Genomic DNA, 16,252 nt, shown 5'->3' with positions numbered 1-16,252 from the left:
AGCTGTGCACAGCTCCAAGGCCTTTCTTAGCGTTCCAGCAGATACGGCTCCATGTCCCACGGCGGCCTCGGCTCCGGGGGCTGGGCAGGCCGGCCAATGGCCACCGCGCCGAGGGGGGACCAGCTCGCGTCGAGGCCCAGTTCCTCGCGCACAATGTCGGCGCTGAAAATGGTCGATCCGATCCAGCAGCTGCCGAGATCCCGCGCGGCGAGCGCGACGAGAAGGCCCTGCACCGCCGCGCCGCCCGCGACCAGGAACATCGTGCGCTCGCACGCATTGCGCCGCTCGTCGCGGTACGTGTGCGCGCCCTCGGGGACGAGGAAGGGCACGACGACTTCCGGGGCGTCAAAGAGGATGTCCCCCTTCGCGAGCCGTCGTTCGACCTGTTCGGGCGTGAAAAGGTCCGATTCCAGATCAGCCCGCCAGGCCGCCCGCATCCGGGCCAGAAGCCGCTCTCGGACCACCTTGTCCCGCAGCCACACGAACCGCACCGGATGCGTGTGGTGCGGGGCGGGGGCGGTGAGCGCGTCCCCGATTGCCGCGCGGACCTCTTCCGGTTCCACCGGTTCGGGCGAGAAGCGCCGCACGGAGCGCCGCGCGGGCACTGCCTCCCGCCGCCCCTGCGACACTGCCTCATCCACGCCAAGACTGAACAGGTCCTCTTCGACTGGGCGGAGCAAATCTTGCGCCGTGGAGCCGTCGTCTTGCGGTTGCAAGCCCCGGACCACGGCGACAGGCACCCCGCCGAGTTTGCCTTTGACGAGGTCGGCGGCGGCGGCGAGCTCGTCGGCGATGGCGACTTCGGTGACGTGCAGCTCGTTGCCGTGCGCGTCGAACGTCCCGCCGTACCGGTGCAGGACCGTGAGCCCGGCCGTCCCGATTGCCGCGTCGGTCTGCCCGATCCGCCACGCCCTGCCCATCGTGTCGGTGATGATGACCGCGATCCGCGCCCCAGCGAGCTCTCGCACCCGCTCGCGGAGCCGCTGAGCGCTGCTGTCGGGGTTTTCGGGCAGCAGGGCCAGCTCGTTGCGCGGCAAGTTCGAGTTGTCCACGCCCGAGGCGGCTGCCACGATCCCGAGCCGGTTCTCCGTGATGAGGGTGCGGTTGCGCTGCGCGATCACGCGCCGGGCTTCTTGGAGGACGAGCTCCCGGCGAAGCGCGTCGCGCTCCTGCGGGTCTTCCGGGGCCGGGACGATTTTCCCCTCCGCTTTGGAGATGATTTTCGACGTCACGACGAGCACGTCGCCGTCCCGCAGCGCGACCGCGTCCACAATGGCCGCGGCGACGTCGTCGCCGGCGGCGAATTCCGGCAACCCGGCGACAGGGAAAATGGACAGTCCCGGCGCGGCGTGGTCTGTGGTCATAGCGCCACTCCGGCAAGTTCCAGCGCGCGACGGGCCATGGCGGCGGTCGCGTCGGGGCCGTTCATCAAGAGCGGCACGGCGAGCGAGCGCACTCCGGGGATGAGCGCCTGGTCGCTCTCGTGCACGAGCCAACCGTCCAAGATGCCGGTGTCCAACCGCGCGCCGTACCACGAGCCGACCGCTTCGGCCGAGCTTTCCACGCCGATGGCGGCGAGGCACGCATCGGCCATGCCGCGCAACGGTTTGCCGTCGATGATCGGCGAAAGGCCGACGACGCGCGCCTTGGTCTCGCGCAGTGCCGCGCGGATCCCAGGGATCGCGAGCAGGGCTCCGATCGACACCACAGGGTTCGACGGGGCGAGGAGCACCGCGTCCGCCTCCGCGATGGCGGCGAGCGCCTGCGGGGTCGGTTTCGCTTTCTCGGAGCCGAGAAAAGCGAAACTGTGCGCTGGGGCTTTCGCGCGATGCTTGACCCACCACTCTTGGAAGTGGATCGCTGTGCGTTCCTCGGAAACAGGGTCAGTGATGACGACATGCGTTTCACTGCGGTCGTCGGAGACTGGCAGAAGGCGGACTCGGGGCTGCCAGCGTGCGCAGAGCGCCTCGGTGACGTCGGTGAGCGGGTATCCGGCGGCGAGCATTTGGGAGCGCACGAGATGCGTGCCGATGTCGCGGTCGCCGAGCGTGAACCAAGTCGGCTCCACGCCGTAGGCTTTCAGCTCTTCCCACGCGCTGTACGTCTCGTCGCGCTGGCCCCAGCCCCGCTCGGCGTCCACCGCGCCGCCGAGCGTGTACATGCACGAGTCGAGGTCCGGGCAGATTTTCAAACCGTGCATCCACGCGTCGTCGCCGATGTTCACCACTGCGGCGATCTCCGCGCCAGGGCTTGTCTGCTCCAACAGGCGGCGCAGGCCGAGCAGGAATTTGGCGCCGCCGACTCCGCCGGCGAGGACAGTCACCTTGACGGTCATGCGGGCCCGAGGGCTTTCGCTGCTTCCCAGACCAGCTCGGCGAAGAGCCGCACGCCCACGGCGAGCGCGCGCTCGTCCGCGACGAAGTCGGGCTGGTGGATGTCGCATTGCGGCCCATCGCCCGACCAGACCCCGAGCCTTGCCATTGCGCCCGGTGCTTCTTGCAGGTACCAGGAGAAGTCTTCGCCGCCGCCGGATTGCGCCGTCTCCGCGAGCGCGTCGTCGCCGAGCCGCCCGGCCGCCGCCGCGAACAACGCGGTGCAGGCCGCGTCGTTCACCACCGGCGGCACGCCCCGCTGGTAGCGCAGGCGGTGGCGCACGCCGAGCGGCGCGAGCAGGTCCCGGACAAGCTCGGCGATCAGCGGTTCCATGTGCAGCCACATCCGGTAGTCGCTGGTTCGCGCGGTGCCTTTGAGCTCCCCGGTCTGCGGGATGGCGTTGGGGGCCGATCCGGCGTGCGCGGAGCCGAATGTGACGACGGTGCCGGTGCGCGGATCTGCCCGCCTGCTCAGCAAGCCGGGCAAGCCGGTGACCACTGCGCCCAAGGCGTAGACGAGGTCGCCGGTCAGATGCGGCCGGGAGGTGTGCCCGCCCGGGGATTCGAGCGTGAGGTGCACAGTGTCCGCCGCAGAGGTGATCGCGCCCTCTTTCAGGCCGATTTTGCCGACTTGCAGATGCGGGTCGCAATGCACGGCGAAGATCCGCTCCACCCCGGCAAGCCCGCCCGCCGCGACGACGTCGAGCGCTCCGCCGGGCATGACTTCCTCGGCGGGCTGGAAGATCAGCCGGACTCCGATCGGCAGGTCCGGCTGCGCGGCGAGGAACGCCGCGACTCCGAGCAGGATCGCAGCGTGCAGGTCGTGGCCGCACGCGTGGCTGACCCCGTCGACGCGCGAGGCGAAGTCGAGGCCGGTGGCCTCCGCGACCGGCAGCGCGTCCAGGTCGGCGCGCAACGCGACGCGGCCCCTGGCGGACTCCGGCCCGATGTCGCACACCAAACCGACGCCGACGGGCAACCGCTTCGGGGCCAGCCCCAACGCGCGCAGTTGGCCTTCGAGGAAGGCGGTGGTCGCATGCTCATGGCGGGAGAGCTCCGGGTGCTCGTGCAATTGCCTCCGCCACCGGACCAAGTCCTCGCCGCGCGCCGCCAGCCACGAGTCCAGCTGCCACGACAGCGGCGCAGAACCTCCGATGGCGGGCTGGGTCAACGTCACCTGGACACTGTACTGGAATTTGCGACGAGGCATGGCGCCCTGAGGAACAAGCAGGCGCGCTTATTGCAGGGCAAGGTACGCTGCCTCGCATGACTGTGGAGACGGCGCACGTCCTCGAGAACCCCGAGCAGGCGGCGCAGATCGCGGCTGACGAGCTCGCCAAACGCACGGGGGTGGCGAGCCATTCGGTCGCCGTGGTGCTCGGTTCTGGTTGGGCCCCGGCCGTGGACCGGCTCGGGGAGCCGAGTTCGGTGGCGCCGATGGCCGAGCTGCCGGGCTTTCTCGCACCAGGGGTCTCCGGCCACCAGGGCCTCGCCTTGTCCATCCCGGTCGGAGCCCAACGCGTCCTCGCCCTGGTGGGGCGCACACACGCGTACGAGGGCCATGACCTCGCCTATGTCGTCCACGGTGTGCGGGTCGCGGCGGCGGCGGGGGCGCGCACCGTGATCCTGACGAACGCGGCGGGCGGCCTGAGCCCGCAGTACCGGGTGGGACAACCCGTGCTCATCAGCGACCATCTCAACCTCACTGCCCGCTCGCCGTTGCGAGGCCCGAAGTTCGTCGACCTCACCGACGCGTACTCGCCCAGGCTGCGGGCGCTCGCCCGCGAGGTGGACCCGAGCTTGGCCGAAGGCGTGTACGCGGGCCTGCCTGGGCCGCATTACGAGACTCCCGCCGAGGTCAGGTCGCTGCAGGTGCTGGGAGCCGACCTTGTGGGCATGTCCACGGTCCACGAGACCATCGCCGCGCGGGCGGCGGGCTTGGAAGTGCTTGGCGTGTCATTGGTGACCAACATCGCCGCAGGGCTCGCGGGGAAGTCGTTGAACCATGCCGAAGTGCTCGAAGAGGGGCATCTGGCCGCGACCAGGGTCGGGGGCCTGCTGCGCACGATTATCTCCAGGCTATGACGCAGGATCGCGCGGCTATGGGCGAACAGCGAGGAGCGCCGCTGGCCGGAGCTGTCCGCGAGCTCGCCGCCCAGGTCGAGGCTTGGATTGAAGCCGACCCAGATCCGGGGGACCGCGACGAGCTGCGCGCGTTGCTCGCCGCGCAGGCATGGGACGAGCTGGCGGACCGGTTCGCCGCCCCGCTTGCCTTCGGCACGGCGGGTTTGCGCGGGCAGATGCGCGCCGGGCCGAACGGGATGAACCTCGCCGTGGTCGTCCGAGCCAGTCGGGGCCTCGCCGATTGGCTCGTCGAGCAGGGGTTGCAGGGGGAGACGGTCGTGGTGGGCTGCGACGCGCGCCACCGTTCCGCGCAATTCGCCCAAGCGGCAGCGGAGGTGTTCGCCGCTGCGGGCTTCGACGTGCTCGCGCTGCCGAGCAGCCTGCCGACCCCGGTCACCGCCTTCATTGTGAAATGGTGGTGCGCGGCGGCAGGCGTGCAGATCACCGCGAGCCACAATCCGCCGCAGGACAACGGCTACAAAGTCTATGTGAGCGACGGCGCGCAACTTTTGCCGCCGTTGGACCGGGAGATCGAGGCGGCTCTTGCGGCGACTGCTCCGGCCAACCAGGTTCCGCGCAGCGCCCTCGTGCCGAAACCGCATGTCGACGACGCCGTGCAGACGTATCTCGACCGGGTGGGCGCCGTCGGGCACAGCAGCGCCCGCGCCGCGCGGATCGCGTTGACGCCGATGCACGGCGTCGGCGGGAACATCGCAGTCGAAGCGCTGCGCAGGGCCGGGTTCGAGGACGTGCATGTGGTCGCGGAGCAGTTCGAGCCGGACCCCGACTTCCCGACGGCGCCCTTCCCGAATCCGGAGGAGCCTGGCGCGACGGACCTCCTGCTGGCATTGGCCGCGCGTGTGGGCGCGGATCTGGCCGTGGCGTTGGACCCGGACGCGGACCGCCTCGCGCTCGGCGTGCCCTCAGACGGCGGCTGGCGGATGCTCACCGGGGACGAGGCGGGCGTCCTCCTCGGCGGCTGGGTCCTGGACAATTCGCCCACGGAAGACCCGATCACCGCGAGCACCGTCGTCTCCTCGCGCCAGCTGCAAGCCCTCGCCGAAGCGCGGCTCACCCGGCACGTGCGCACCTTGACCGGGTTCAAATGGCTGGTCCGCGCGGGTGAGGGGCTGCCGGGAACCCTTGTGTACGCGTACGAGGAGGCCATCGGGCATTGTGTGGACCCTGACGCGGTGCGCGACAAGGACGGGATCAGCGCGGCGGTGCTCGCGGCCGACCTCGTCGCGGACCTCAAGGCGCGGGGGCGCACCGTCCAACAGGTCCTCGACGAGTACGCCGTGGAGCTCGGGGTGTACGCGACCAGGCAGGTTTCCTTGCGGTTCCCCCATCTCGGCGGCATTTCGGCGGCCATGGCGAAGTTGCGCGCCGAACCGCCGGCCGAGCTGCGGGGCGAGCCTGCCCGATTCGAAGACCTCGCTCGGCCAGCGCGCGGGCCGAGCACGGACGCGGTGGTCATGACCAGCGACAGCCTGCGCGTGGTGGTCCGCCCTTCCGGCACGGAGCCGAAGCTGAAGATCTACCTCGAAGCGACCGAGCCGGTCCCGGACGCGGCCGCCCTGCCAGGGGCTCGGGCTGCCGCTGAGCGGCAGTTGGACGGATTGGCGGATTGGGCGCATTCCCTGTTAAACTCGTGAGCGCACCGCTTCGGCGGTGACTTCGCGTGCCAGAAACCCCTCTCACGAGGGCCTTTCAAATTTTTGAGGGGAAGCGCTCACGGCAGGACGGTCCCGTCGGACCCAGAGGACGACGGGCGTGCCGCTGAGACTGGCGCCAGGGCTTTGGGCCGACCGGTCCAGGCAGAACCGACCAGAGGAACGTTGTTCCTCACTGTATGAAGGGGTGCATGCACCATGGCTGTGGTGACTATGCGGCAGCTGCTCGACAGCGGCGCACATTTCGGGCATCAGACCCGCCGTTGGAACCCGAAGATGAAGCGTTTCATCTTCACCGACCGCAACGGCATTTACATCATCGACTTGCAGCAGACGCTGACCGCGATCGACCGCGCCTACGAGTTCGTCAAGGAGACCGTCGCGCACGGCGGCACGATCCTCTTCGTCGGCACCAAGAAGCAGGCCCAGGAGCCCATCGCGACCGAGGCGGCCCGCGTCGGCATGCCGTACGTCAACCAGCGCTGGCTCGGCGGCATGCTCACGAACTTCCAGACCGTCCACAAGCGGCTGCAGCGCCTGAAAGAGCTCGAGTCCATGGAGCAGACCGGGGGCTTCTCCGGGCGCACCAAGAAAGAGATCCTCGGCCTCACCCGTGAGATGAACAAGCTCGACCGCAGCCTTGGCGGCCTGCGCGACATGGCCAAGCTGCCGTCCGCGCTGTGGGTCGTCGACACCAACAAGGAGCACATCGCCGTCGGCGAGGCCCGCAAACTCGGCATCCCGGTGGTCGCGATCCTCGACACGAACTGCGACCCCGACTTGGTCGACTACCCGATCCCGGCCAACGACGACGCGATCCGTTCCGCCGCGCTGCTCACCCGTGTGGTCGCCACCGCGGTGGCCGACGGTTTGCAGCAGCGCGCGAGCCAGCGCGGCGGCAAGGGCGGCGAGGCGGAGCCGCTTGCCGAGTGGGAGCAGGAGCTGCTCGCCCAGGGCGGCGAGGCCGCAGAGCCCGCTGCCGCAGAGGCTGCGGAGCCTGCCGCCGCTGAGCCCGCCGCCGCGGAAGCCGTGTCCGTGGAAGGCGCGGCCTCCACGGCCTGACGCGCTTCTTCGTGAAACGTATTGGCACAACAACGACCTAAAGGGAGAACGAGGATGGCGAACTACACCGCCGCCGATGTGAAACGCCTGCGCGACCTCACCGGCTCGGGCATGATGGACTGCAAGAACGCTCTTGCCGAGAGCGACGGCGAATTCGACAAGGCGGTGGAGATCCTCCGGGTCAAAGGCGCCAAGGACGTCGGCAAGCGCGCGGAGCGGACCACCGCCGAGGGCTTGGTGGCCAGCGCGGACGGCGTGCTCGTCGAGTTCAACTGCGAGACGGACTTCGTCGCCAAGGGCAGTGACTTCCAGTCGCTCGCCGAGCGCATCGTGAAGGCCGCCGCCACTGCCCGGCCGCAGTCCACCGCCGAACTCGAGGCTGTCGACCTCGACGGCAAGACGGTGAAAGAGGCCGTGGACGAGCTTTCCGCGAAGATCGGCGAGAAACTTGCCCTTGGCCGGGTCGCGTCCTTCGACGGCACAGTCGCGACCTACTTGCACCAGCGCAGCTCCGACCTGCCGCCCGCGATCGGCGTGCTCGTGGAGTACACCGGCGACGGCGACAAGGCCGCCGAGGCCGCGAACTGGGCCGCGAAGCAGATCGCCGCGCTCAAGGCCAAGTACCTCTCCCGCGAGGACGTGCCCGAGGACGTCGTCGAGCAAGAGCGCCGCGTCGCCGAGGAGATCACCCGGTCCGAGGGCAAGCCCGAGCAGGCCATCGCGAAGATCGTCGAAGGCCGAGTGGGCGCTTTCTTCAAGGAAGCTGTGCTGCTGGAGCAGGCGAGCGTCGCCGATCCGAAGCAGACAGTCGCGAACCAGCTCAAATCCGCTGGCGCCGAAGTCACCCGGTTCGTCCGGTTCGAGGTCGGCCAGAGCTGATCGCGCCATGACTGAAGCTCCCACCGCTGAATCCGTCAACCGGCCTCCTCGTCAGGGGTATGGCCGGGTGCTGCTCAAACTGGGCGGCGAGATGTTCGGCGGCGGGAGCGTCGGGGTGGACCCAGACGTTGTGGACGCGGTCGCCGAGCAGATCGCCGATGTGGTCGCCCAGGGCGTCCAGGTCGCGGTGGTGATCGGCGGCGGCAACTTCTTCCGAGGCGCCGAGTTGCAGCAACGCGGCTTGGAGCGCTCGCGCGCGGATTACATGGGCATGCTCGGCACGGTCATGAACTGCTTGGCCCTGCAGGACTTCTTGCAGAAGAAGGGCATCGACACCCGCGTGCAAACAGCCATCACGATGGGGCAGGTCGCCGAACCGTACATCCCGCTGCGGGCCAAGCGCCACTTGGAGAAGGGCCGTGTGGTCATCTTCGGCGCCGGCATGGGCTTGCCGTATTTCTCCACCGACACCACCGCCGCGCAGCGCGCGTTGGAAGTCGGAGCCGAAGTGGTGCTGCTCGCGAAGGGGGTTGACGGCGTCTATTCGGACGATCCGAAGAAAAACCCCGACGCGGTCAAATACGACGAGCTGACGTTCCAAGAGGCATTGGAGCGCGGCTTGAAAGTGGCAGACGCCGCAGCGTTCGCAGTGTGCCGGGACAACAAGATGCCGATGCTGGTGTTCAATCTGCTCGTTTCCGGCAACATCGCCCGCGCGGTGTCGGGCGAGCGGATCGGCACCCTCGTTCGTTGGTAATTGGGACGCGATGGTGCAAGCGACGGCGGTTCGCTCGGGAAGAATGGACACACAATGATTGACGAGATTCTCTTCGAGGCCGAGGAGCGCATGGAATTGGCCGTGGAAGTGGCCAAGGACGATTTCGCGGCCATCCGCACAGGCCGCGCCACAGCCTCGCTTTTCGCCAAGGTGGTAGTGGACTACTACGGCACCCCGACCCCGATCCCGCAGATTTCCAGCGTGCAGACCCCGGACCCGCGCCTCGTGGTCATCAAGCCCTATGAGGCGGGACAGTTGCGCGCTATCGAGGAGGCGATCCAAAAGAGCGACCTGGGTCTGAACCCGAGCAACGACGGCCAGGTCGTGCGGGTGGCGATTCCAGCGCTCACCGAGGAACGGCGCAAAGAGTTCGCCAAACAGGCCCGAGGCAAGGCGGAAGAGGCCAGGGTGACGGTGCGCAACGTGCGGCGCAAGGCGAACGAACAGCTCGGCAAGCTCTCGAAAGAGGGGCAGACGGGCGAGGACGACGTGGCCCGCGCCGAGAAAGAACTCGATAAGCTGACCGCGAGGTTCGTCGGCGTCATTGACGAACTTGTGAAGAAGAAAGAAGCCGAGCTGCTCGAGGTGTGATCGAGCTGTCGTCGTGAGGCCAGGAGTGATGCGCGCTATGACGGCAGAAGCCGGGGGGCCGCCGGAGAAGGGTCGAACAGACAGATCCGGCGAATCCAAGAAGAAGCCCAAGGCGGGGCGAGACCTCGCCGCCGCGATCATTGTCGGCGTCTCCCTCGGCGCGATGATCGTCGCCGTGCTCGCGCTGGCTCCCAAGCTGTGGGTCGCCGTGATCGCCGTTGCGATGGTCATCGCCACGATTGAAGTGGCAAAACGGTTCAACGAGCACGGTGTGGCGACGTTGTACGCGCCAGCGATCATCGGCGGTCAGAGCATCATTTGGGCGAGCTTTTTCAAGGGCGCCCACGGGATGCTCGCCGCCTACGCGGCCACGGTCGTGGTCTGCATGGTCTGGTGTTTGCTGCGCAAAGGGCTCAGCGGCAAGCCGGACCAATACGTCGCCGAAGTGACCCACACGCTCTTTGTCGTGACCTGGGTGCCTTTCTTCGCGTCGTTTTCCGTCTTGCTCGTGCAGAGCGGCGCGGACGGCTGGAAGCAGCTCGCGTGCTTGTTCGTCGTGGTGGCCTGTTCGGATGTGGGCGGTTACGCGACCGGTGTGTTCTTCGGCCGTCACCCGATGGCGCCGGCGATCAGCCCCGCGAAGTCCTGGGAGGGCTTTGCCGGGGCCGTTCTGCTCAGCCAAGTCGGCTCGATCCTCGTCGTGCGGCAGTTGCTCGGCCAGCCGTACTGGGTGGGCGTCGCGCTGGGCGCGCTGATGGTGCTCACCGCGACCGGCGGCGATCTGGTCGAGTCTCAGGTCAAGCGCGATCTCGGCATCAAAGACATGGGGACGCTCCTGCCCGGCCACGGCGGCATCATGGACCGCCTCGACTCCTTGCTGCCCTCAGCGGCAGCGGCGTGGATCGTGCTCGACGTGCTCAGCTGAGCAGTCAGAGGCCGCAGGGCTCACTGCTGAGATCGGCGTAGATGTTGACGTTGTCTATCAAAGCCACATACGCGTCGCGCCATGTCGCGAAGGTGCTGTCGCTGGGGGACTGCAGGAGGCGCTGATCCGCGTTGAGCGTGCGCAACGCGTGTTCCCGTATGTTCAAAGCAGATCTGCGGTACGTGGAGTCCTCGAATCGGTTCGCGTCTTTCCCGGCATTGCTGGCGATCTCTTGGAGGAAGGGGTTCAACCTTTTTGTCTCGGACACGACGCGGGACGTGTCCCCGCCCTCCGCAGTGTCTTGAAGTTCCTGCGCGACATCCTGCATGGCGTTGAGCTCGTCCTTGAGGATGGCGATGGAACTTTGGAACGTGTCGCAGTCGTTGCCGTCCGCCTGCGCGGGCGCGGGAAGAGCGAGCGGAGCGATGGCGAGGGCAGTCGCGAGGACAGAACGAACAGACATGAAGCTTCCCTTTTCCACGAACCAATGCATCTGTGCGACCAGTATGCAGCACGCGGTTCAGGGAAGCGACACGCCCTAGTGCTGCGGGTCGACGATGTCGCCGTTGCACGCCAAAGAGTGCGCGTTGTGGTAGTTGTTCTCGGAGCGGCCGAGCACGTCTTTCGCGAAACCGAGCTGGCGGTCGCGGTATTCGCCGCTCTGCACTTTCAGCGCCGTGTCGTGGACCATGCGGGAGTCGTTCGCCAGGCGCTCAAGGGCGAGTTTGGCCCCGTTGGTCTGCATGCCCTTTTTCAGATTGTCCGCGCGGGCGGAAAGGCTGCTCGTCGTGGCCAGGATCGTGTTCATGTCGTCCGGGTCGAAGTCGGGGTACTGCTCGTTGCCGAAGTAGCTGTTGCCGACCCAATAGGTGTAATAACCGGCCACGACGTTGTCGATGGTGTCCAAGTCGCCTTGGATCGCGTCGTCGTTGGCCTCGAACGCGTCGCAGTCGTGGTCGTTGTTGCGCCCCGCGGGGGCGGCGAGGGCGTCAGGCGCGACGAGGAACGGGCCGAACCCGCAGGCGAGCGTGGCGACGAGGGATCCGGCGAGACGAAGAGACAGCATCAGTTACCTTCCACAAAAAATTCGCTAGAGCAAACTATATGTCCATCATAGGGCCATGGGGGCGCGGCGGCGCACAGGGTGTGCGTGTCAGCTCCCGCACGCGCTGCGCACTGCCTGCTGGTAGTCGTGGATCGCGACCTTCAAATCGCTGGTCGCGGCCTTGAGTTTGTCCTGCGAGGCCTGGCTTCCCTGTCCTTTGATCGTGCCTTCGAACGCGTCCGCCTGCGCGTGCAGGGACCCGTCGAGCTTCGTGGCAGCCGCCCTGGCCGAGGCGGCGTGCAGGCTCGTCGCGAGCAGTTTCGCCGCGTCGCCCGCCTGCCGGAAGTACACGATGGCGCTCGCCGCGTCCTGCGCCGCCTCCCGGCCTTGGTCGCGCGAAGCCTGCTGCATATGGTCCACAGCTGTTTCCGTGTTGTCGAGGACTTCGCCAGAGTTGTTCTTGAACAGCTCGCAGTCGTGCGGGTCGTCCGCGCGCGCGATGGGCGCGGCGGCGAATATGGGGGCTGCGCCGAGCGCGACGGCGAGCCAGCCCGACGCAATCCTTGGGCGAGGCGGCTGCTGCGTGCGGGGGGATGCTGCTCGTCGCGCCCGCAGGTTTCGACGGGGCCGGACGGACGTGGCGCGCATGGGCATGGGCGTCTCCCTCGTTGTGCGCGGCATGCTCACGCGCGCGGCGCTGCGAAAAACTTTTGACGCGCCTCAGTATGCGTGCCGATCATGACGGGCGCAACCAGGTCCGTTGACATCGCGAGGCGCGCTTGTCAGGCTGGACCGATGAGCATGAGCCAGCCCGATGTTCCCGCTCGTCCGTCACGTTTCGAGCAGTGGCAGCTCGGGGTGGTCTTGGTTTTCGGCTACCTCGCGGTGCTCTACGCCGTGGAGTTCGTCGACCAACTCGACCAGCACCGGCTCGACCGGCACGGCATCCGCCCGTTGCAGGCGGACGGGTTGTGGGGGATTCTCTTCGCCCCGTTCTTGCACGCCGGATGGCAGCACTTGAACGCGAACGCGGGGGCGATCCTGGTGCTCGGGCTGGTCGGTGTTTTCGCGGGGCTTGGCCGCTTCCTCGCCGCGACTGCCATGATTTGGGCAATCGGCGGCTTCGGGACCTGGCTGATCGGCGGCCTCGGTTCGCGTTGGCCCACGGACCATATCGGCGCGTCCGGCGTCATTTTCGGCTGGATCGCCTTCCTGATTCTGCAGGGCTTCTTCGGGTCGGCCCCGATCGGCCGCAGGCTGGGGCAGATCGTGCTCGGCCTGGTGGTGTTCTTTTTCTATGGAGCCGTGCTGTGGGGCGCGCTGCCGGGGCAGCCCGGCGTGTCCTGGCAGGGGCACCTCTGCGGCGCTCTTGCTGGCGCGCTCGCGGCGTTCATGTTGTCGAAGCGGGGCCGGCCGGACGGGCGCGGTGTGCCGCCACGGGTCTGACCTCAGTCGCGCAGCGGCCGAAGCACCAGCGGCATGCCGTCGATCGGGACGGGCATCCCGCCGTGGTCCCATCGAGGTTGGTAGTCGGGGCTTGCCAGCTCGATCCGGTACTCCCGCAAGATCCGGTGCATGATCGCTTTGATCTCCAACTGCCCGAAGACCATGCCGATGCACTTGTGCGCGCCGCCGCCGAACGGCGAGAACGCGTACCGGTGCCGCTTGTGCTCGTTGCGCGGCTCGGCGAAACGCTCCGGGTCGAATGTGTCCGGTTCGGTCCACAGCTCGGCCAGCCGGTGGTTCATTCCCGGCTGGGTGATGATGATCGAATTGGCGGGCACATGGTGCCCCATGAGGTCGATGTCCCGAACGGTGCTGCGGAAGTTGAAGGGGAGCGGGGTGACCAGGCGCAGCGATTCGTTCATGATGAGGTCGAGGCTTTCGAGCTTGTCGAGGGCGTCGATGTCGAGGGGGCCGTCGCCGAGGCGCGCGGACTCGTCCCGCGCCCGTTCTTGCCATTCCGGATGCGCGGCGAGGTAGTAGGCCATGGTGGTGCACGTCGAGGTCGAGGTGTCGTGCGCGGCCATCATGAGGAAGATCATGTGGCTGACGATGTCGTCGTCGGTGAAGCACTGGCCCTCTTTGGTGACGGCGTTGCACAGCACGGTGAGCATGTCTTTGCCTTCCGAGCCCCGCCGGCCCTGGATCCGTTCGGCGAAGAATCGCTCGAGGAGCGTGCGCCCGGCGAGGCCTTTGTTCCACTTCAGCCACGGCATGCCCGGCACTTTGCGGCGGATGAAAGCCCCGCCCGCGCGCGTGGTGTCGATGAACGCGGTGTTCACCCGCGAGAGCTCGGCGTGGTCGATCGTGCCGTGCTGCGCGCCCATGAACACCACGGCCGCGATGTCGAGGGTGAGGTCTTTGGCGGCGGCGTGGAATTGGAACGCGGGGTCGTTGCGGGGCCAGCCGCGCACCACTTCCGTGGCCACCTCGTCGATGTGCTCGACATAGCCGGACAACGCGCTCCGGGTGAACGCCTCTTGCATGATGTGGCGGTGCGCGAGATGTTCGGGGTGGTCGAGCAGCATGAGCCCGCGGTGGAAGAACGGCCCGATGATGGGCGTCCAGCCTTGTTGGGAGAATTCCTTCTCCCGGTTCGTGAACACCGCCTGTGTCGCGTCCGGGCCGAGGGCGGTGACCATGGTGATGCCGAAGTTGGTCTGGAAGCTCACCGGGCCCCGGGTCCGATAGACATGCTCAATATACGCTGAGCCGCCGCGCATGAATTCGATCGAGTGGCCCAGCAGCGGCAGGCCGTTGTCGCCGAGCACGGGCTTGAGCCCGCTGCCGGGCGGCGGCTCGGCGAGGACGACGTTCGGCGGGCGGGACTTCTCGAGCAGTCGGCGCTCCACTGCGCCAAGGCCTGGCAGGGTGCTGATCCGCGGACGGAGCGACGCGGGGAATTTGAGCGGCATCTTTGCCTCCTCAGCGCAGAAAATATGGTGTGCATCACTATGCTAACACTGCTCTTTCCCGTGTGTCGGCGGTGACTGCGCTGTCGAGCAGGCCGAGCGCCGCTTCAGGCGTGTCAGCCCGCGCAGGCGGCGGTGTGGGCCTTGTCGTAGTCCCCGGACAAGCTGTCCACGCGTTTGGCGAGCTCTTGGGCTTTGTGGGTGGTGGCCTCGTCGGGGTCGCCGTCCACGGACCTGATGAGCGTGCCGAGCTCCTTGATCGCGGCGGAGTAGTCGGACGCGGTGGTGCGATAACCCGAGTCCGACACGCTCGCGGCCACATTCGCGATGAGGTCGCCCGCTTTGATCAGGGTCTCCCCGGTCGTCTCCGCGGCCGCGCGCTTGTCCTCTGCGGACGCGTCGTCGGAGGCGAGGTCGCTGACGGTCCGCACCGCCCCCGTCAGCGTGGTCAAATCGGCGTCCGCGCCCTTGAACACGGCGCAGTCGTCACCCTCCGGAGCGGCCGCCGCAACGGGCACGCAGACGGCGAGCAGCGGCAACGCGAGGACGAAAAATCGTGAAATATGCATGCCGGGCAGCCTACGGGCGCCGCGGGCCCGCGTAAAGGAACGGCGAGCGAGGGAGCCCTTTTCTTTATCGAACTGCCGTCGTCCTGTGTGCGGCGGGGCGCTGTCGGCCGCATGCCGCGTGGAACGCGTCATTCGCCGCGTTGACGGCCCGCACGTTGCGCCGGTACACGGAATCGAGCTCGGAGCTGTTGCCCGAATTGATGCTGCGGATGAGCGCGTCGGCGTAGTCGTCGAAGGACTCCGCGTCGTCCCAGTACAGGGTCTTGAGGTCTTGGCTTGTCAACTGCGCGGAAAGATCGCGCAGCATCTCGCCCATCGTGCGGGATTGCTGCGCCAGCTGGCGCAGGGTGTCGGCGTGCTGGTCCGGTGTGCTCGCTGGCCGCTCGGACACCTTGCGCAAGGTGGAGAAATGGTCGGCCATCTTGGAGTAGCCGCCCGCGGCTTGGCGCAAAACAACGCAATCCGGGTTCGGCTCCGGGTCGGCGTGCGCGGCTCCTGGGGCCACGAGGGGGAACAAGGCCGGGGCAAGCGCCGCGGCCAGGGCAAAGCGTGTCATCAAGATCCTTCTCAGACGCGAGGGCGGGACGTTCCTATTCTGCATTATCGCGCCGGTTTATAGACTGGCCGGGTGCCGCAGCAGAGAGAGCCGATGATCGCCCCGTCCATCTTGTCCGCCGATTTCGCGAACCTCGCCCGCGACGTGGCCGCCGTGCGCGGCGCGGACTGGTTGCACGTCGACGTGATGGACAACCATTTCGTCCCGAACCTCACCCTGGGCGCCCCAGTGGTCGCGAGCATCAAAAAAGCCACCGACATCCCGCTGGACTGCCACCTCATGATCGAAGACCCGGCCCGTTGGGCTCCCCAGTACGCGGAGATCGGCGCGAAGAACGTCACTTTCCACGCGGAAGCCGCCGACAACCCGCTCGCTGTCGCCAAAGACATCCGCGCGGCAGGCGCTGGCGCGGGGCTCGCGATCAAACCGGGCACCGCGCTCGACCCCTACCTCGACGTGCTGAGCGGTTTTGACACAGTGCTCATCATGAGCGTGGAGCCGGGCTTCGGCGGCCAAAAATTCCTCCCCGACGTGCTCGACAAGGTGCGCCGTCTGCGCGCGCTCAAGGACAAGGGCGAGCTCACCGTGCTCATCGAGATCGACGGCGGGATCAACCGTCAGACCATCCAGGCCGCGGCCGAGGCCGGGGTGGACTGCTTCGTCGCCGGCTCTGCCGTCTACGGGGCCGAGGACCCGGAAAAAGCGGTCGAGTCGTTGCGCGAGCTGGCCAGGCTCACCCCATGAGCCGGACTCATCGGCATGC

Annotated in this window: 18 protein-coding genes; 9 read left to right on the top strand and 9 right to left on the bottom strand. The window is 67.6% G+C overall.

Annotated features, from left to right (window positions below):
• Positions 1–26: 26 nt before the first annotated feature.
• From SROT_RS13370 to SROT_RS13360, 3 genes are read right to left on the bottom strand one after another with little or no spacing between them, the layout of a single operon-like run.
• Positions 27–1,364 carry a coenzyme F420-0:L-glutamate ligase gene (locus SROT_RS13370; protein WP_013139554.1) on the bottom strand — a complete coding sequence of 446 codons (1,338 nt, stop codon included), beginning with the start codon at positions 1,362–1,364 and terminating at the stop codon, positions 27–29.
• Positions 1,361–2,335: a 2-phospho-L-lactate transferase gene (gene cofD, locus SROT_RS13365; protein ID WP_013139553.1), complete on the bottom strand. Its 975-nt coding sequence runs from the start codon at positions 2,333–2,335 to the stop codon at positions 1,361–1,363. Before cofD ends, SROT_RS13370 begins: the two co-directional genes overlap by 4 nt.
• Positions 2,332–3,582 (bottom strand): amidohydrolase, encoded by a 1,251-nt coding sequence (locus SROT_RS13360; protein ID WP_013139552.1) that lies wholly within the window; start codon positions 3,580–3,582, stop codon positions 2,332–2,334. Before SROT_RS13360 ends, cofD begins: the two co-directional genes overlap by 4 nt.
• Positions 3,583–3,638: 56 nt before the next feature.
• On the opposite strand from SROT_RS13360, the gene SROT_RS13355 reads away from it, so the two are divergent.
• The 7 genes from SROT_RS13355 (at position 3,639) to SROT_RS13325 (ending at position 10,404) form a co-directional block, all read left to right on the top strand.
• A complete protein-coding gene (locus SROT_RS13355; RefSeq protein ID WP_013139551.1) occupies positions 3,639–4,457 on the top strand; it encodes a purine-nucleoside phosphorylase in 819 nt (272 codons plus the stop codon).
• Between the two features lie 17 nt (positions 4,458–4,474).
• Positions 4,475–6,151, top strand: coding sequence for a phospho-sugar mutase (locus SROT_RS13350; RefSeq protein WP_013139550.1), 1,677 nt, complete (start codon positions 4,475–4,477; stop codon positions 6,149–6,151).
• 216 nt (positions 6,152–6,367) lie between these two features.
• Positions 6,368–7,231: a 30S ribosomal protein S2 gene (gene rpsB, locus SROT_RS13345; RefSeq protein ID WP_013139549.1), complete on the top strand. Its 864-nt coding sequence runs from the start codon at positions 6,368–6,370 to the stop codon at positions 7,229–7,231.
• Positions 7,232–7,285: 54 nt separating this feature from the next.
• Positions 7,286–8,110 carry a translation elongation factor Ts gene (gene tsf / locus SROT_RS13340; RefSeq protein ID WP_013139548.1) on the top strand — a complete coding sequence of 275 codons (825 nt, stop codon included), beginning with the start codon at positions 7,286–7,288 and terminating at the stop codon, positions 8,108–8,110.
• Between the two features lie 7 nt (positions 8,111–8,117).
• Positions 8,118–8,867, top strand: a complete 750-nt coding sequence (gene pyrH / locus SROT_RS13335; RefSeq protein ID WP_013139547.1) for a UMP kinase — start codon at positions 8,118–8,120, stop codon at positions 8,865–8,867.
• A gap of 54 nt (positions 8,868–8,921) precedes the next feature.
• Positions 8,922–9,479: a ribosome recycling factor gene (gene frr, locus SROT_RS13330; protein WP_013139546.1), complete on the top strand. Its 558-nt coding sequence runs from the start codon at positions 8,922–8,924 to the stop codon at positions 9,477–9,479.
• Positions 9,480–9,516: 37 nt separating this feature from the next.
• Positions 9,517–10,404 carry a phosphatidate cytidylyltransferase gene (locus SROT_RS13325; RefSeq protein WP_013139545.1) on the top strand — a complete coding sequence of 296 codons (888 nt, stop codon included), beginning with the start codon at positions 9,517–9,519 and terminating at the stop codon, positions 10,402–10,404.
• 4 nt (positions 10,405–10,408) lie between these two features.
• Here the strand turns inward: SROT_RS13325 and SROT_RS13320 are convergent, their stop codons facing one another.
• The 3 genes from SROT_RS13320 to SROT_RS13310 form a co-directional block, all read right to left on the bottom strand.
• On the bottom strand, positions 10,409–10,867 hold the full coding sequence (locus tag SROT_RS13320) for a hypothetical protein (RefSeq protein WP_148223448.1): 459 nt from the start codon (positions 10,865–10,867) through the stop codon (positions 10,409–10,411).
• A gap of 75 nt (positions 10,868–10,942) precedes the next feature.
• On the bottom strand, positions 10,943–11,470 hold the full coding sequence (locus SROT_RS13315; protein ID WP_013139543.1) for a hypothetical protein: 528 nt from the start codon (positions 11,468–11,470) through the stop codon (positions 10,943–10,945).
• 87 nt (positions 11,471–11,557) lie between these two features.
• Complete coding sequence (locus SROT_RS13310) at positions 11,558–12,097, bottom strand: hypothetical protein (RefSeq protein ID WP_148223447.1); 540 nt, start codon at positions 12,095–12,097, stop codon at positions 11,558–11,560.
• Between the two features lie 147 nt (positions 12,098–12,244).
• Between SROT_RS13310 and SROT_RS13305 the strand changes: the two genes are divergently transcribed.
• On the top strand, positions 12,245–12,895 hold the full coding sequence (locus SROT_RS13305) for a rhomboid family intramembrane serine protease (protein ID WP_041407351.1): 651 nt from the start codon (positions 12,245–12,247) through the stop codon (positions 12,893–12,895).
• A gap of 2 nt (positions 12,896–12,897) precedes the next feature.
• Here SROT_RS13305 and SROT_RS13300 read toward each other — a convergent pair whose 3' ends face one another.
• The 3 genes from SROT_RS13300 to SROT_RS13290 form a co-directional block, all read right to left on the bottom strand.
• Positions 12,898–14,367 (bottom strand): cytochrome P450, encoded by a 1,470-nt coding sequence (locus tag SROT_RS13300; RefSeq protein WP_013139540.1) that lies wholly within the window; start codon positions 14,365–14,367, stop codon positions 12,898–12,900.
• Between the two features lie 113 nt (positions 14,368–14,480).
• The gene (locus SROT_RS13295; RefSeq protein WP_013139539.1) at positions 14,481–14,933 is read right to left on the bottom strand and encodes a hypothetical protein; all 453 of its coding nucleotides are present in this window, start codon (positions 14,931–14,933) and stop codon (positions 14,481–14,483) included.
• 64 nt (positions 14,934–14,997) lie between these two features.
• Complete coding sequence (locus SROT_RS13290; protein WP_013139538.1) at positions 14,998–15,489, bottom strand: hypothetical protein; 492 nt, start codon at positions 15,487–15,489, stop codon at positions 14,998–15,000.
• Positions 15,490–15,582: 93 nt separating this feature from the next.
• Here SROT_RS13290 and rpe point away from each other — a divergent pair, with 93 nt between their 5' ends.
• The gene (rpe, locus tag SROT_RS13285) at positions 15,583–16,233 is read left to right on the top strand and encodes a ribulose-phosphate 3-epimerase (RefSeq protein WP_013139537.1); all 651 of its coding nucleotides are present in this window, start codon (positions 15,583–15,585) and stop codon (positions 16,231–16,233) included.
• Positions 16,234–16,252 lie beyond the last annotated feature (19 nt).

This window comes from Segniliparus rotundus DSM 44985 (assembly GCF_000092825.1).
Classification (GTDB): Bacteria; Actinomycetota; Actinomycetes; order Mycobacteriales; family Mycobacteriaceae; genus Segniliparus; species Segniliparus rotundus.
Note: the sequence above shows the minus strand (reverse complement) of the source record. Positions and strands in the feature narration are given on the sequence as shown.

What these genes read in the sequence shown, in the direction of transcription:
- SROT_RS13370 (WP_013139554.1), bottom strand. Translation starts at nt 1,364, where the DNA reads ATGACCACAGACCACGCCGCGCCGGGACTGTCCATTTTCCCTGTCGCC.
- cofD (WP_013139553.1), bottom strand. Translation starts at nt 2,335, where the DNA reads ATGACCGTCAAGGTGACTGTCCTCGCCGGCGGAGTCGGCGGCGCCAAA.
- SROT_RS13360 (WP_013139552.1), bottom strand. Translation starts at nt 3,582, where the DNA reads ATGCCTCGTCGCAAATTCCAGTACAGTGTCCAGGTGACGTTGACCCAG.
- SROT_RS13355 (WP_013139551.1), top strand. Translation starts at nt 3,639, where the DNA reads ATGACTGTGGAGACGGCGCACGTCCTCGAGAACCCCGAGCAGGCGGCG.
- SROT_RS13350 (WP_013139550.1), top strand. Translation starts at nt 4,475, where the DNA reads ATGGGCGAACAGCGAGGAGCGCCGCTGGCCGGAGCTGTCCGCGAGCTC.
- rpsB (WP_013139549.1), top strand. Translation starts at nt 6,368, where the DNA reads ATGGCTGTGGTGACTATGCGGCAGCTGCTCGACAGCGGCGCACATTTC.
- tsf (WP_013139548.1), top strand. Translation starts at nt 7,286, where the DNA reads ATGGCGAACTACACCGCCGCCGATGTGAAACGCCTGCGCGACCTCACC.
- pyrH (WP_013139547.1), top strand. Translation starts at nt 8,118, where the DNA reads ATGACTGAAGCTCCCACCGCTGAATCCGTCAACCGGCCTCCTCGTCAG.
- frr (WP_013139546.1), top strand. Translation starts at nt 8,922, where the DNA reads ATGATTGACGAGATTCTCTTCGAGGCCGAGGAGCGCATGGAATTGGCC.
- SROT_RS13325 (WP_013139545.1), top strand. Translation starts at nt 9,517, where the DNA reads ATGACGGCAGAAGCCGGGGGGCCGCCGGAGAAGGGTCGAACAGACAGA.
- SROT_RS13320 (WP_148223448.1), bottom strand. Translation starts at nt 10,867, where the DNA reads ATGTCTGTTCGTTCTGTCCTCGCGACTGCCCTCGCCATCGCTCCGCTC.
- SROT_RS13315 (WP_013139543.1), bottom strand. Translation starts at nt 11,470, where the DNA reads ATGCTGTCTCTTCGTCTCGCCGGATCCCTCGTCGCCACGCTCGCCTGC.
- SROT_RS13310 (WP_148223447.1), bottom strand. Translation starts at nt 12,097, where the DNA reads ATGCGCGCCACGTCCGTCCGGCCCCGTCGAAACCTGCGGGCGCGACGA.
- SROT_RS13305 (WP_041407351.1), top strand. Translation starts at nt 12,245, where the DNA reads ATGAGCATGAGCCAGCCCGATGTTCCCGCTCGTCCGTCACGTTTCGAG.
- SROT_RS13300 (WP_013139540.1), bottom strand. Translation starts at nt 14,367, where the DNA reads ATGCCGCTCAAATTCCCCGCGTCGCTCCGTCCGCGGATCAGCACCCTG.
- SROT_RS13295 (WP_013139539.1), bottom strand. Translation starts at nt 14,933, where the DNA reads ATGCATATTTCACGATTTTTCGTCCTCGCGTTGCCGCTGCTCGCCGTC.
- SROT_RS13290 (WP_013139538.1), bottom strand. Translation starts at nt 15,489, where the DNA reads ATGACACGCTTTGCCCTGGCCGCGGCGCTTGCCCCGGCCTTGTTCCCC.
- rpe (WP_013139537.1), top strand. Translation starts at nt 15,583, where the DNA reads ATGATCGCCCCGTCCATCTTGTCCGCCGATTTCGCGAACCTCGCCCGC.